General features: G+C 70.4%; 14 protein-coding genes. 10 read left to right on the top strand and 4 right to left on the bottom strand.

The window, feature by feature from the left end:
• Window positions 1–17: 17 nt before the first annotated feature.
• The gene (locus IU476_RS18060) at window positions 18–1,172 is read right to left on the bottom strand and encodes an LLM class flavin-dependent oxidoreductase (protein ID WP_195101576.1); all 1,155 of its coding nucleotides are present in this window, start codon (window positions 1,170–1,172) and stop codon (window positions 18–20) included.
• Window positions 1,173–1,446: 274 nt separating this feature from the next.
• Here IU476_RS18060 and IU476_RS18055 point away from each other — a divergent pair, with 274 nt between their 5' ends.
• Window positions 1,447–2,145 (top strand): DUF8020 domain-containing protein, encoded by a 699-nt coding sequence (locus IU476_RS18055; RefSeq protein ID WP_195101574.1) that lies wholly within the window; start codon window positions 1,447–1,449, stop codon window positions 2,143–2,145.
• A 100-nt stretch (window positions 2,146–2,245) separates the two neighbouring features.
• On the opposite strand, the gene IU476_RS18050 is transcribed toward IU476_RS18055, so the two are convergent.
• Window positions 2,246–2,836, bottom strand: a complete 591-nt coding sequence (locus tag IU476_RS18050; RefSeq protein WP_195101571.1) for a hypothetical protein — start codon at window positions 2,834–2,836, stop codon at window positions 2,246–2,248.
• Between the two features lie 145 nt (window positions 2,837–2,981).
• Between IU476_RS18050 and IU476_RS18045 the strand changes: the two genes are divergently transcribed.
• Window positions 2,982–3,506: a flavin reductase family protein gene (locus IU476_RS18045; protein ID WP_195101569.1), complete on the top strand. Its 525-nt coding sequence runs from the start codon at window positions 2,982–2,984 to the stop codon at window positions 3,504–3,506.
• Window positions 3,490–3,663, top strand: a complete 174-nt coding sequence (locus IU476_RS18040) for a hypothetical protein (protein WP_195101567.1) — start codon at window positions 3,490–3,492, stop codon at window positions 3,661–3,663. The genes IU476_RS18045 and IU476_RS18040 overlap by 17 nt, the downstream gene beginning before the upstream one ends.
• Before the next feature lie 82 nt (window positions 3,664–3,745).
• Here IU476_RS18040 and IU476_RS18035 read toward each other — a convergent pair whose 3' ends face one another.
• Both IU476_RS18035 and IU476_RS18030 read right to left on the bottom strand, forming a co-directional pair.
• Window positions 3,746–4,387, bottom strand: a complete 642-nt coding sequence (locus IU476_RS18035; protein WP_195101565.1) for a hypothetical protein — start codon at window positions 4,385–4,387, stop codon at window positions 3,746–3,748.
• Between the two features lie 114 nt (window positions 4,388–4,501).
• Window positions 4,502–5,365: an SDR family oxidoreductase gene (locus IU476_RS18030; RefSeq protein ID WP_195101563.1), complete on the bottom strand. Its 864-nt coding sequence runs from the start codon at window positions 5,363–5,365 to the stop codon at window positions 4,502–4,504.
• Between the two features lie 214 nt (window positions 5,366–5,579).
• Between IU476_RS18030 and IU476_RS18025 the strand changes: the two genes are divergently transcribed.
• The 7 genes from IU476_RS18025 to IU476_RS17995 all read left to right on the top strand — a co-directional run bounded on the left by IU476_RS18025 (window position 5,580) and on the right by IU476_RS17995 (window position 13,028).
• Window positions 5,580–6,524, top strand: a complete 945-nt coding sequence (locus IU476_RS18025) for an amino acid ABC transporter permease (protein WP_195101560.1) — start codon at window positions 5,580–5,582, stop codon at window positions 6,522–6,524.
• On the top strand, window positions 6,521–7,303 hold the full coding sequence (locus IU476_RS18020; protein WP_195101558.1) for an amino acid ABC transporter ATP-binding protein: 783 nt from the start codon (window positions 6,521–6,523) through the stop codon (window positions 7,301–7,303). The genes IU476_RS18025 and IU476_RS18020 overlap by 4 nt, the downstream gene beginning before the upstream one ends.
• Before the next feature lie 51 nt (window positions 7,304–7,354).
• Complete coding sequence (locus tag IU476_RS18015) at window positions 7,355–8,425, top strand: LLM class flavin-dependent oxidoreductase (RefSeq protein ID WP_195101556.1); 1,071 nt, start codon at window positions 7,355–7,357, stop codon at window positions 8,423–8,425.
• Complete coding sequence (locus tag IU476_RS18010) at window positions 8,422–9,381, top strand: ABC transporter permease (RefSeq protein ID WP_195101553.1); 960 nt, start codon at window positions 8,422–8,424, stop codon at window positions 9,379–9,381. Before IU476_RS18015 ends, IU476_RS18010 begins: the two co-directional genes overlap by 4 nt.
• Before the next feature lie 102 nt (window positions 9,382–9,483).
• Entirely contained in the window at window positions 9,484–10,311 is an 828-nt protein-coding gene (locus tag IU476_RS18005) for an ABC transporter permease (RefSeq protein ID WP_438944034.1), read from the top strand.
• Complete coding sequence (locus tag IU476_RS18000) at window positions 10,308–11,948, top strand: dipeptide ABC transporter ATP-binding protein (protein ID WP_195101547.1); 1,641 nt, start codon at window positions 10,308–10,310, stop codon at window positions 11,946–11,948. Before IU476_RS18005 ends, IU476_RS18000 begins: the two co-directional genes overlap by 4 nt.
• Window positions 11,949–13,028 (top strand): LLM class flavin-dependent oxidoreductase, encoded by a 1,080-nt coding sequence (locus IU476_RS17995; protein WP_195101545.1) that lies wholly within the window; start codon window positions 11,949–11,951, stop codon window positions 13,026–13,028.
• The last annotated feature ends 3 nt before the right edge of the window (window positions 13,029–13,031 follow it).

Genomic DNA, 13,031 nt, shown 5'->3' with positions numbered 1-13,031 from the left:
CGCGACAGCCTACCGTCCTAACTGCTGCTGGCCGCCGCCGTGGACGCGAAAGGCGTTCCGGTGACCCGGGTTTCGCGCTGAGCGGGCGGCTTCCACAGCCCCCGGCGCTGCAGGATCGGGAGCACGCCCTCGCCGAACCAGTACGCCTCCTCGACGTGCGGGTAGCCGGAGAGGATGAAGTGGTTGATGCCGAGGCGCGAGTATTCGATCAGCCGCTCGGCGACCTCCTCGTGCGAGCCGACCAGGGCCGTGCCGGCGCCGCCGCGGACCAGGCCGACGCCCGCCCACAGGTTCGGCGCGATCTCCAGGCGCTCGGTGGAACCGCCGTGCAGGTCCAGCATCCGCCGCTGACCCTCGGATTCGCTGCGGGCCAGACTCGCCTGCACCCGTTCGATCTCGGCGGGGTCGACCGCCTCGAGTAGCCGGTCGGCCTCGGCCCACGCCTGCTCGGAGGTGTCGCGAGAAATGACGTGGATGCGCAGGCCGTAGTCCAGTTTGCGGCCGCGGTCCACGGCCAGCCGGCGGATCCACTCCAGCTTCTTGCTCACCGCGAACAGCGGCTCGCCCCAGGTCAGGTACGTGTCGGCGTACTGCGCCGCCACCGGACCGGCCGCCTCCGAGGAGCCGCCGAAGAAGATCGGCGGCAGCGGGTCGGGATGGTTGTTCAGCAGCGCGTCCTGCACGCGAATGTGCTCGCCCTCGAAGCTGAACGGCTCGTAGTTGCGCCACAGCTCCCGCACCACGTGCAGGAACTCGCCGGTGCGCTGGTAGCGCTGTTCCTTGTCCAGAAAGTCGCCGAAGGCGCGCTGCTCGTGCGGTTCGCCGCCGGTCACCACGTTCAGCAGCAGCCGCCCGCGCGAATGCCGCTGGAAGGTGCCCGACATCTGCGCGGCCAGCGTGGGACTGACGATGCCCGGCCGGAACGCCACCAGGAATTTCAGGGTTTCCGTGGTCTCCACCAGCATGGCCGTCGTCAGCCAGGCGTCCTCGCACCACAGGCCGGTCGGGGTGAGAACGGCCTCGAACCCGTTCTCCTCCGCGGCGCCGGCGATCTGGTTCAGGTAGCGCAGCGACGCCGGGCGGTCGCCGGCCATCGCGGTGCCGTGCCCGCCCGCGATCAGGTTGCGGGAATCACCGTAGGTCGGCAGAAACCAGTGGAACGATAAGGACATTCGTGCTGCTCCCTAGTGACGACAACGCAGAACCGCGGACCGCGCCGAACGGTCGTCAGCCCAGTATCAGATGGTGCCCGTGACCCCCCGCCGCGTCACCGGTTGAAATCTGCCTGGTTCTTAGACCTGACAGGACCCTGGGAACTCGCTGAGACTTGGCCCCAGTCGCCGCGGCTTACCGGACCCGCAGCGACCTTCCGGCGAATCCGCCACTCGAAGAATCCCACTGCAGCGGATCCGCCGCAGCCTGATGATGAGGAACAAGCTGGTGAAGATGAGGAAATTCACCGCTGTCGCCACTTTGGTGACCGCGGCAACGGGCATTGCCACCGGGACGGCGTACGCGGCGCCGGAACCCGACGAGGTGGTGAACTACCAGGCCAGAACCACCGAGACGGCGACCGTGATCTCGACCGACGCCGGCTCGCTGGATGTGGAGAACGGCGTATTCAAGATCAAGGCGGCGGACGGCACCACCGTCGCGGGCACCGAATTGTCGTTCCGGGTGGACGATTTCGTCTTCCCGATCGCGGCGCGGATCCAGGACCGCACCGCGACCCTGACCCCGCAGTTCGACCTCGCCCACGCCACCTATCGGCCGGTGGCGCTGCCGTTCGAGGACCAGGCCCCGTTCAAGACGCCCTACGACCGTGAGCTGGCCGCCTGGAACCGCCTGACCAGCACGATCAGCGCGGGCGCCACCATCGGAACCCTGGTCGGCGGCCTCACCGGCGGTGCCATCGGCTGCGTCCTGGGCGGCATCGCGGGCGCGACCGTGGCCGCCGCCGCGATCGTCGGCCTGTTCGGCGCGTTCCTGCCCGCCGCCGTGATCGGCTGCTTCGGCGGCATCGTCGCCGTCGGCGCGTTGGGCACCCTCGCGGGTCAGCTGCTGGTCACCGCCCCGGTGGCGATCCTGGCGGCCGCGCAGTACTTCACCACCATCAACCAGCCGTTCACGCCGGCGCCGAAGTAGGTGGGAAGACCCGGCGCAGCGCCGCCGGGGGGACGCCGAGCCCGTCCGGAAGCCGTGCCGGACGGGCTCGGTCCATATCAGAAACCATTGTCCTGCAACACTATTCGTTCCGCTCCGCGGTCGTCGCGCCGCGATTGGTGCTCTGCCCGAAGAAGAAGCCGAGGATGAGCAGAAACGCGCTGGAGATGATCTCCGGCGTGCTGGTGTGCGTGAACATGCCGACGAGCAGGCCGGTGGCCATGATCATCAGGAGCAGGCCGCCGATGAGGACCGCCGCGGGCTCGCGTTCGAGCAGCGATTTGCGCATCTCCCACGTCCGCTCGCGCAGTGCCAGCCGCTGGTGCGCGAGCGTCTCGGGGTCCTGGGCGGCGTCGCGGAGTTCGTTGATTCGTTTGTCCAGGATCTCGGTGAGGGTCGTGGTCAACTCCTGCCGGAGCGCGACGTCGCCGACCCGCTTCTCCAGTTCGGCCTTGATCTGCCGCACGTCCCGCTCGTGCGACAACTCCTGGATGCGACCGACGAGCTGCTGGGCACGGACCTCCCGCGCGTTGAGGATGCTGCGGGTGCGCGTATCCCGGTGGTCGCGGGCGTGCGCGTCGTCGATGCTGAACCGCAGGGTCTCCAGTTCGTTCTGGAGCGCCTCGATCTCGGCGGTGTAGTCGCGTGGGTTGTCGCTCGCGTGTGCAGGCATCGGTTCCGTTCGGCCGTAGGGGTGCGCCGAGGATACGTTCCGGCCGGACCCGCCATCTTGTGATCGTGGCGATCGAAACCCTCGCATTCCCCAGGGTGGCGGTGGTGTAGTGGACCCGTTGTCTCCGCGACCGGGCTGGTGAGTTATGGCTGAACTGCACGAAATTCCCGCCGACGGTGCCGGTTTACGCCGCGCCTTCGCCGCGTTCCCGAGTGGAGTTGTCGCGGTCTGCGCCGAAATCGGGGGTGTGCCATACGGTTTGGCGGTGAGCACGTTCGTGCCGGTGTCGCTGGATCCGCCGCTGGTGTCGTTCTGTGTGCAGAACAGCTCCACCACCTGGCCGCGCCTGTCGGCGGCCAGCTATCTGGGCCTGAGCCTGCTGGGCACCGAGCAGCACGGCGCGGCCCGGTCGCTCAGCTCGAAGAACGGCGATCGCTTCCGGGATCTGGAACTGCATCGCGGCGCGGGGCATTCGGTCTTCGTCGACGGGGCGTCGGCGTGGCTCGAGGGCGTGATCGAGACGCAGGTGCCGGCCGGCGACCATCACGTGGTGATCCTGCGGGTGCGGCGGCTGGCGACGCGCGCGGAGGTCGACCCACTCGTCTTCCACGGCAGCCGCTTCCGTCGCCTGCATCCGGAGGAGGAGGTGCGCAATGGCGTCGCCCATTGACCCGGGCGAGGTCACCTTCACCCTGCCGCGCGCGCCGCGCCTGCTGCGCGAGTTGGTCGAGGACGCGTCCGTGCCGGTGGGCGATCCGGTCCAACGCGGTTGGGGCTGGGTGAATCTCGACTGGATCGGGGTGGTCGTCGGCCTCGCGCCGCTGTAGTCGCCGCGGCTCGCTCGCTCCCGTAATGCCTGGAACTTGATGAGGGGCAAGGCATCACGGGACCGGAGCGCGGCGTCGAACGTCACAGCGGATGCGACGGCCGGAAGCACAACCGGCGGCGCGGGCCGGGTAGCGGGTCGGTGTGCGACACCACCGCGAGCGCCAGGCCCTGCGCCCGCAGGTCGTGCCGTTCCATGTCCTGACTGAAGGCGTCGAGGTGAATCAGTGTGTGCCGCACCAGCGTCGGGCCGATGTCCGGCGGATCACCGCACGCGCGATAGTAGGACTCGACGGCGCGCGGGTCCTCGGTCAGCGCGGCCAGGGCGCCCAGGCGCACCCGCTGGGTGAGGCCGTTCCACAGGTGCGCCTCCTCCTCGGTGCGGATTTTGCGCCAGCCGCCGCGATAGTCCAGGTCGCGCAGGATGTCGCCGGCCGACTTGCCCAGCCGCGTCTCGCAGACCACCGCCCACAGCGCGCACATCCAGCTCAGGGCGTGCAGCGTCGCGGTGCAGTCCAGGCTGTTCAGTTCGGCCTCGGCCTGGGCGTGGGTGCCCAGATTCGCCCAGCGGAACACCAGTTCCTCGGTGTCGGCGAGGAATTCGCCGGGCAGTTCGTCCTCGGCGGGCCGCACCAGCTGCACGGCCCGGCCCGAGACCAGGTCCTGCAGCTCCACCATGTCCGCCTCGCCGGTCGGCGTCCAGCGATGCGAATTCCTCGTGATCATCGGTGGTCCCCGCTCGGTACGACTGGCACATCCACTCGGATTGAGCCATGAATACCGCAGCCGCGCAAGCAAAAGCGGGGCATTCGGTTCGCGAACCCGGCGGGTCGGCGCGGCTCACCGCGGCGTGGCCGCCCGCTCCGGCTCCGGCAGCAGCCTGCTGAACTGCCGGTTCGCCAGTCGCATGGCGATCTCGTAGGGCAGCGCGAATTTCCGCGCGAACCAGTACCCGATCCGGATGTCGAACGAGGTGTGCACCAGGTACCGGTTGTGGCGGATACCCGCGAGGATCCGGTCGGCGACCTTCTCCGGCGTCACCGCGTGGCCCTCGAACAGCCCGGTCATCTTCCGCACCCGGGGGTCGTCGCGCTGGACCCCGACGATCTGCACGGTGCCGACCAGCGGCGTCCGCACCGCACCCGGCACGACCAGGCTGACCCCGATGCCGTGCCGCTCGAGATCGAACCGCAGCACCTCCGAGATGCCCCGCAGCCCGAACTTGCTGCCGCTGTAGGCCGCGTGCCAGGGCAGCGCGAGCAGCCCGGCGGCCGAGGACACGTTGACCAGGTGCCCGCCGCGCCCGGCCCGCACCATCGGCGGCACGAAGTTCTCGATGATGTGAATCGGGCCCATCAGATTCACATCGATGATCGACCGCCAGTGCCGGTGCTCGAGATTCTCCACGGTGCCCCAGGTGGCGATGCCGGCGATGTTCATGACGACGTCCAGGCTGCCGTGTTCGGCGTGCACCCGCTCGGCCCACGCGGTGACGGCGTCGTAGTCGGCGACGTCGAGCGGCTGCACCGCCGCGACCCGCCCGCCGTCGGCCTCGACCAGCCGCACCGTCTCGTGGAGTCCCGCCTCGGCGATATCGGTCAGGAACAGCTGCGCGCCCGCGCGCGCGGCGGCTCGGGCGGTGGCCCGGCCGATGCCGCTGGCCGCACCGGTGATCAGGCATTTCCGGCCGGTCAGGTCTTTCATGATCGATCTCCTAGCGGATTCAAGAACAACGATGTTTCACACTAGAGTATTGCGAACAGCACTGTACACAGAGGATGCCCGCCGTGCCGGGTTTCCCGGGTCCGCCGGGGAAAACCGTTTGCCAACAATTGCATTCACGGTGATCGCGACGGGCGACATCGGGTCGAGGCTTCTTTACCGTCGACAGCCAGGACCGATGGAGGATCGCGATCCCATGAGCACACTGGCTGCCGCAGAGTCGTCCGGCGTGGTGCCGGCGGCCGAGGAGGGCGCGCTGCCCGTCGCGCGCGCCCGGCATCCGTGGCGGTGGCTGGTGGGTGCGGCGGCGCTGGTGGTCGTCGCGCAGTTCGTGCACGGCCTGGTCACCAACCCCGGCTGGGACTGGCCGACGTTCACCCGGTACTTCACCGCGCGCTCGATTCTCGCGGCCGTGCGGGTGACCGTGGAGCTGACCTTCTGGGGCACCCTGTTCGGCTTCCTGCTCGGGATCTGGCTGGCCGTGGCGCGACTGTCGAAAATCCCTGTGCTGCAAGTGATCGCGTGGGTCTACGTGTGGGCTTTCCGATCCATTCCGCTGATCGTGCAGCTGCTGTTCTGGTTCAACATCGCCTATCTCTACAAGCGCATGTCGATCGGCATCCCGTTCGGCCCGGCCTTCCTCACCTTCGATGTCAACGGCGTGCTCAGCGGGTTCACCGCGGCCGTCATCGGACTCGCGCTGCACCAGGCGGCGTATTCGGCCGAGATCATCCGGGCCGGCATCATCTCGGTGGATCCCGGACAGCTGGAGGCGGCCAAATCGCTCGGCCTGCCCTGGCGGCGGCAGTTCTTCACCATCGTCGCGCCGCAGGCCATGCGCGGCATCCTGCCCAATGCCGCCAACGAGGTGATCAGCCTGTTCAAGGGCACCTCGATCGTGTCGGTGATGGCGATCGCGGAGCTGTTCTACCAGGTGCAGGTGATCTTCGGCCGGACCGGCCGGGTGGTGCCGCTGCTGATGGTGGCCACCGTCTGGTACATCGTGCTCACCACCGTGCTGACCGTCGCGCAGTACTACATCGAGCGCCACTTCGCCAAGGGCAGCCAGCGCGCGCTGCCGCCCACGCCCTGGCAGCGGGTGCGGGGCAAGCTCGCCGAGATCACCGCGGAACGCCGATGAGCGCGCCCACCGCGACCAGCGAGTACGCCGTCGAATTGCGGGGCGTGCGAAAGCATTTCGGCGCCAACGAGGTGCTGCGCGGGATAGATCTGGCGGTGCGGCCGGGCGAGGTGACCGTCATCGTGGGTCCCTCCGGGTCCGGCAAGTCGACACTGCTGCGCACCATCAACCACCTGGAGAAGGTGGACGCCGGCAGCGTCCGGGTGGGCGGCGAACTGGTCGGCTACCGCCGCAAGGGCGGCAAGCTGCACGAGCTGAGCGAGCGCGAGATTCTGCGGCAGCGCTCGCGGATCGGCTTCGTCTTCCAGAGCTTCAATCTGTTCCCGCATCTCACCGTGTTGGAAAACGTGGTGCTGGGACCTGTTGCCGCGCAACGCCGCTCGCGCGCCGAGGTGACGGCCGAGGCGCGACGACTGCTGGAGCGGGTCGGCCTGGCCGACAAGGCGGAGGAGTATCCGCGGCGGCTGTCGGGCGGGCAGCAGCAGCGGGTGGCGATCGCGCGGGCGCTGGCGCTGCGGCCCGCGGTGGTGCTGTTCGACGAGCCCACCTCGGCCCTGGACCCGGAGCTGGTCGGCGAGGTCCTGGCGGTGATCCGCGGGCTGGCCCGCGACGGCGCGACCCTGGTCATCGTCACCCACGAGATCGGTTTCGCCCGGGAGATCGCCGACACCGTGGTGCTGATGGACTCCGGGGAGATCGTGGAGCAGGGGACGCCGGCGCGGGTCTTCGACGACCCGGCGCACCCGCGCACGCGAGAGTTCCTGGCGCATGTGCTCTGACCACGCGAATTCCGATCGTCGGACGAGAGCTACCGAGGAGGTGTTCGCGGTATGAGATTTCTGCTGCTGACGCTGATCACGCACCAACCGGATCCCGTGACGGGCGCGGTGGAGAGTCCCGCGCAGCGCTTGCGGCGGGTGGTCGAGAGTGCGCTGCTGGCCGAGGAATTCGGGTACGACGGGTTCGCCGTCGGTGAGCGGCACGAGGATCCGTTCCTCTCCTCCGCGCCGCCGGTGGTGCTGAGCCACATCGCGGCGGTGACGTCACGCATCGCGCTGTTCACCGGGGTCACCACGCTGAGCCTGCTGGATCCCGTGCGCGCCTTCGAGGACTACTCGACGCTGGACAACTTGTCCGGCGGCCGGCTGGAACTGATCATCGGCAAGGGCAACGGCGCGGCCCAGGCGAAACTGTTCCACGTCACGCCCGACGACCAATGGGATCGCAATCGCGAAGGCTACGAACTGTTCCGGCGGCTGTGGGAGAGCGAGAGCGTCACCTGGCAGGGCCGATTCCGGCCGTCGCTGACCGACGCCAAGGCGCTGCCCCGGCCGCTCCAGCCGCGCCTGCGGATCTGGCACGGCAGCGCGACCAGCCGGGAGTCGGTGGAACTGGCCGCGCGCCACGGCGATCCGCTGTTCTCCGCCAACGTCACCTACCCGATCGAGCCGTATGCCGAACTGGTGCGGCACTATCGGGAACGCTGGGCCGCCTACGGCCACGACCCGGCGGACGCGCTGGTCGGCGCGGGCACCGCCGGTTTCCACGTGACTCGCGACTCGCAGGACGCGCTGCGGGCGTACCGGCCGATCTTCGAGGCCCGGCAGGCGGCGGCCCGAAAACACGGCCTGCCCATCGTTTTCGAGACGCTGGAGGACTTCGTCGAGCGCAGCTCGGCGTTGATCGGCAGCCCGCAGCAGGTGCTGGACAAGGTGCTGCGCTACCACGAGCAGTTCGGGCACGAGGTCGTGCACCTGTCCGCCGACGGCGACGGGCTCACCGCCCGGCAGCATCGCGACAGCCTCGCACTGTTCCAGGCCGAGGTGGCTCCCGCACTGCGCGAACGCGTTCCGGCTCGCGAACTGGGCGCGCGGCGCTACGACGGGGTGGCGGCCCGATGACCCGGTACGTGAGTCTGCGTGTGCTGCAAGCGGTCGCGGTGCTGTGGGCGGCCTTCACGGTGTCGTTCGCCGTGCTGTACCTGCTACCCGGGGATCCGGTCGAGCTGGCGGCCGGGTCGACGCCGGGCACGCCGGTCGATCCCGCGGCCATCGCGGAGATGCGCGCGCGATACGGCCTGGACCAGCCGGTGTGGCAGCAGTACTGGACCGCGCTCACCCACGCCGTGCGGGGCGATCTCGGCCGCTCGCTGAGTACCGGGCAGACCGTGACCGGCGCACTCGCCGACGCGCTGCCCGCCACGCTCGCGCTGGCCTCGTTCGCGCTCGCCCTCGCCCTGGTGTTCGGCACCGCGCTCGCGCTCGCGGCCACCTACACCGAACGCCGGTGGCTGCGCGGGGTGTTGACGGCCCTGCCGCCGATCGGCGCCTCCGCACCGACCTTCTGGGTGGGATTGCTACTGCTGCAACTGTTCTCGTTCCGGCTGCGGCTGGTGCCCGCGTTCGGCGGCACGGGGCTGCAAGGCACGGTGCTGCCCGCGGTCACCCTGGCCGTCCCGGTCGGCGCGGTCATCGCGCAGGTGCTCCACAGCAGCCTCGCGCAGACCTGGCGGCAACCGTTCGTGGAAGTCGCTCTCGCCAAGGGCGCCTCGCGGTGGTGGGTGCAACTGCGGCACGTCCTGCGTCCCGCCGTCGCCCCCGCGCTCACGGTCGCGGGCGTGTGGGTCGGCACGGTGCTCGCCGGGTCGGTCATCGTCGAAACGGTCTTCTCCCGAGCCGGCCTGGGCCGCCTCACCCAGACCGCCGTGTTGAACCAGGACATCCCCGTGGTGCAAGGCATCGTCATGCTCACGGCCCTGGCCTTCGTCCTGGTCAATCTGGCCGTCGACCTGGTGTACCCGGTGCTGGATCCCCGTGTGGCCCAGACCTTTCGAGTGCGGGAGCCGGCGCGTGCGTAACCGTGTGGAGCAGGTGTGGACGCCTGTGGACAAGTTGTGGAGAGGAGTGCGGAAGTGACCGAATCCGCTGTGGTGGAACGGTTCGCCGCGCCTCGGATCGCGGTGCCGGGTCCGGCGGCCGTGCTGAAGTTCCTGCGCGAGAACGTCTTCGCGGTGCTCGCCGGGCTGGTGCTGCTGCTGGTATTGGGCTGGGCGGTGGCGCCGACGCTGTTCACCGCGCGCGACCCGCTGGTCGGGGTTCCGGCGCAGAAGCTGCGCGGGCCCAGCGCGGAGCACTGGTTCGGCACCGACAACCTCGGGCGCGACGTGTACACGCGCGTGGTGCACGCGGCCGAATTGTCGTTGACCGCCACCGTTTTCGCGGTGCTCATCGGCCTGGTCTGCGGCACGCTGATCGGCCTGGTCGCCGGGGCGGTCGGCGGGGTCGTGGACTCGGTGACGATGCGCGTGGTCGATGTGCTGCTGTCCATCCCGGAGCTGCTGACCTCGCTGGCGCTGGTCACCGTGCTCGGCTTCGGCACCCGCAATGTCGCGATCGCGGTGGGCGTCGCGCTGGTCGCGCGGTTCGCGCGGGTGATGCGCACCGAGGTGCTGCGGGTCCGGCGGGCCCAATACGTGGAGGCCGCCCTGGCGTCCGGCGTGCGGTGGCCGGCCGTGCTGGTGCGGCACGTGCTGCGCAACGCCTACGCGCCCGTCGCGGCGCTGGCGGCCGTCGAATTCGGGGTCGCCGTGCTGGCGGTCTCCTCGCTGAGCTTCCTCGGCTACGGTGCCACGCCGCCCACCCCGGAGTGGGGCTCGCTCATCTCCGAGGGCCGCAACTACCTCGCCACGTCGTGGTGGATGACGACGCTGCCCGGCCTGGTGATCGTCGCGGTGGTGCTGTCGGCCCAGCACCTCGGCCGCACTCTCGCCCGGGACGGCGACCGATGAGCGCGGCGGTGGACCGGCGGCCCGAGCCGCTGCTGCGCATCGAGGATCTGCGCGTGCGCTACGGCACGGGAGACGCGGCGACGACGGCCGTGGCGGGCGCGTCGCTGACCGTCGCGGCGGGGGAGACCGTGGCGCTGGTCGGCGAATCCGGTTCGGGCAAGTCGACTCTCGCGCACGCGGTCATCGGTCTGCTGCACGGCGGCGAGATCACCGGCGGCCGCGTCCACTTCGACGGCGAACGCATCGACGACGCCACTCCGCGCCGGTTGCGCCGGTTGCGCGGCGCGCGCATCGGTTTGGTGCCGCAGGATCCCGGCACCTCGCTGAACCCGGTGCTGCGCATCGGCGATCAGGTGGCCGAGGCCCTGCGCATCCACGGCCGCGCCACCCGTCGGACCGGGTGGGTGGAGGCCGTGCGGATCCTCACCGAAGCGGGGCTGGATCGCCCCGAACTGCGGGCGCGGCAATATCCGCAGGACCTCTCCGGCGGGCAGCGGCAGCGCGTGCTCATCGGCGCGGCGCTGGCCTGCGGACCCGACCTGTTGATCGCCGACGAGCCGACCAGCGCCCTCGACGTCACCGTCCAGCGCCACATCCTCGACCACCTGGCCCGCCGCGCCGCCGAGTCGGGCACCGCGGTGCTGCTGATCACCCACGACCTGGGCGTGGCGGCCGACCGGGCCGACCGGATCGCGGTCATGCGCCACGGCGAGATCGTCGAAACCGGGCCCACCGCAGCGGTATTGACCGATCCGCAGCACGACTACACCCGGCGGCTGCTGGCCGCGGTACCCGCCCTGGACAGCGCGACCCGGCCGGAACGGCCCGCGGCGAGCACGCCGCTGCTGGCGGCCGCGGGCCTGCGCCGGACCTTCCGCGTCGGTCCCGGCGCCACGCTCACCGCGGTCGCCGACGTGTCGCTGCACGTCGATCGCGGCGAAACCCTGGCGCTGGTCGGCGAATCCGGGTCCGGCAAGACCACCACGGCCCGCCTCGTCGCGCGCCTGGAACGACCCGACGCGGGCTCGGTGACCTTCGACGGACAGGACATCGGCGCGCTGCGCGGCGCTCGGCTGCGCGAGTTGCGCCGCCGCGTCCAGGTGGTCTACCAGAACCCGTACGCCTCGCTGAATCCCAAGCTCACCGTCGGCCAGGCCGTCGCGGAACCGTTGCGCGCGTTCGGCATCGGCGACCGCCGTGCCCGCGTCGCCGAACTGCTCGACCAGGTGGCGCTGCCCGCCGACTACCTGAATCGCCGCCCCGGCTCGCTGTCCGGCGGGCAGCGCCAGCGCGTCGCGATCGCCCGCGCGCTGGCGCTGCGCCCGGATCTGGTGGTGCTCGACGAACCGGTGTCGGCGCTGGACGTCTCGGTGCAGGCGCAGATCCTCGACCTGCTGGAAGAACTCCAGCGCGAACTCGACCTGAGCTACCTGTTCATCACCCACGACCTGGCCGTGGTCCGCCGCATCGCCGATCGCGTGGCGGTCATGCGATCCGGCGAGATCGTCGAAACCGCCGCCACCGCGAAGCTCTTCGCCGCACCCGCCCACGAGTACACCCGCGAACTGCTCGGCGCGATACCGGGCACCGTGCGCACGACCGCCGCGGGGCCCGCATCCATCGAAAGGACCGCCTGAATGACCGTGCCGAATCCGTTGCTGATCGGTGTCGAGTTGTCCGGCACCGGGATCCACCCCGCGTCGTGGCGGCGCACCGACTCCCGCGCGGAAGACATCTTCACCGCCGACTACTGGGTGGAGGCGATCGCGGCCGCCGACGCCGCGGGGATCGACTTCGCGTTCCTGCCCGATTCCTTCGCGCTGCAATCCGAGGGCGCGACGGGACGGCTGGAGGCGGTGGGCATCGCCGCGCGGGCCGCCGCGGCCACCCGCCGCATCGGCCTGATTCCCCAGGCGCCGGTCACTCACACCGAGCCGTTCCACGTCTCGAAAGCCGTTGCCAGCCTGGACTTCGCGACCTACGGCCGGGCCGGCTGGGAGGTCGCGGTGTCGCGCGGGCAGTCGAAGTTGTTCGGGCGCAAGGCAGAACAGGACGAGGCCGCGCTCTGGCACGAGGCGGACGAGGCGATCGAGGTGGTGACCCGGCTGTGGGACAGCTGGGAGGACGACGCCGAGATTCGCGACCGCGCCACCGGCCGCTTCATCGACCGCGACAAACTGCACTACATCGACTTCGCCGGGGACAACTTCGCGGTGAAGGGCCCCTCGATCACGCCGCGCTCGCCGCAGGCCCAGCCGCTGATCGCGGTGCGCGCCGCCGACCCGCACAGCACCCGGGTCGCGATCCACCGCGCCGACCTGCTCCGCATCGCCGCACCGGATCTCGCGGCGGCCGCCGCGGCCCGCAGCCGGCTCCGCGCCGCCGCCGTCGCGGCCGGGCGCGACGCCGATCGAATTCGGGTACTGGTGGATATCGACGTCCACGTCGCCGCGACCGAGGAACAGGCCGCGGTCGATATCGCCCAACTGGAGGCATGGACACCCACTACGCCGCCGAACTCGCTGCGCCACACCGGAACTCCCGCGACGCTGCGTGCGTTGCTCACGCGGGTGCGCGCGGAATGCGCCGGCGACGGGGTCGTGTTGCGGCCGCTGGCCCTGGCCGCGTTCGCCACGCAACTGCCCCGCCTCGCCCCGACCCTGCGGGAACGGCTCGGGCTGCCGCGCCCCGCCAACCGCTACGCGACCACCTCCTGAGGA

Source organism: Nocardia blacklockiae, from assembly GCF_015477355.1.
In the GTDB taxonomy this organism is placed as follows: Bacteria; Actinomycetota; Actinomycetes; order Mycobacteriales; family Mycobacteriaceae; genus Nocardia; species Nocardia blacklockiae.
This window is presented reverse-complemented; position numbering and strand designations above follow the sequence as displayed.

What these genes read in the sequence shown, in the direction of transcription:
- IU476_RS18060 (WP_195101576.1), bottom strand. Translation starts at nt 1,172, where the DNA reads ATGTCCTTATCGTTCCACTGGTTTCTGCCGACCTACGGTGATTCCCGC.
- IU476_RS18055 (WP_195101574.1), top strand. Translation starts at nt 1,447, where the DNA reads ATGAGGAAATTCACCGCTGTCGCCACTTTGGTGACCGCGGCAACGGGC.
- IU476_RS18050 (WP_195101571.1), bottom strand. Translation starts at nt 2,836, where the DNA reads ATGCCTGCACACGCGAGCGACAACCCACGCGACTACACCGCCGAGATC.
- IU476_RS18045 (WP_195101569.1), top strand. Translation starts at nt 2,982, where the DNA reads ATGGCTGAACTGCACGAAATTCCCGCCGACGGTGCCGGTTTACGCCGC.
- IU476_RS18040 (WP_195101567.1), top strand. Translation starts at nt 3,490, where the DNA reads ATGGCGTCGCCCATTGACCCGGGCGAGGTCACCTTCACCCTGCCGCGC.
- IU476_RS18035 (WP_195101565.1), bottom strand. Translation starts at nt 4,387, where the DNA reads ATGATCACGAGGAATTCGCATCGCTGGACGCCGACCGGCGAGGCGGAC.
- IU476_RS18030 (WP_195101563.1), bottom strand. Translation starts at nt 5,365, where the DNA reads ATGAAAGACCTGACCGGCCGGAAATGCCTGATCACCGGTGCGGCCAGC.
- IU476_RS18025 (WP_195101560.1), top strand. Translation starts at nt 5,580, where the DNA reads ATGAGCACACTGGCTGCCGCAGAGTCGTCCGGCGTGGTGCCGGCGGCC.
- IU476_RS18020 (WP_195101558.1), top strand. Translation starts at nt 6,521, where the DNA reads ATGAGCGCGCCCACCGCGACCAGCGAGTACGCCGTCGAATTGCGGGGC.
- IU476_RS18015 (WP_195101556.1), top strand. Translation starts at nt 7,355, where the DNA reads ATGAGATTTCTGCTGCTGACGCTGATCACGCACCAACCGGATCCCGTG.
- IU476_RS18010 (WP_195101553.1), top strand. Translation starts at nt 8,422, where the DNA reads ATGACCCGGTACGTGAGTCTGCGTGTGCTGCAAGCGGTCGCGGTGCTG.
- IU476_RS18000 (WP_195101547.1), top strand. Translation starts at nt 10,308, where the DNA reads ATGAGCGCGGCGGTGGACCGGCGGCCCGAGCCGCTGCTGCGCATCGAG.
- IU476_RS17995 (WP_195101545.1), top strand. Translation starts at nt 11,949, where the DNA reads ATGACCGTGCCGAATCCGTTGCTGATCGGTGTCGAGTTGTCCGGCACC.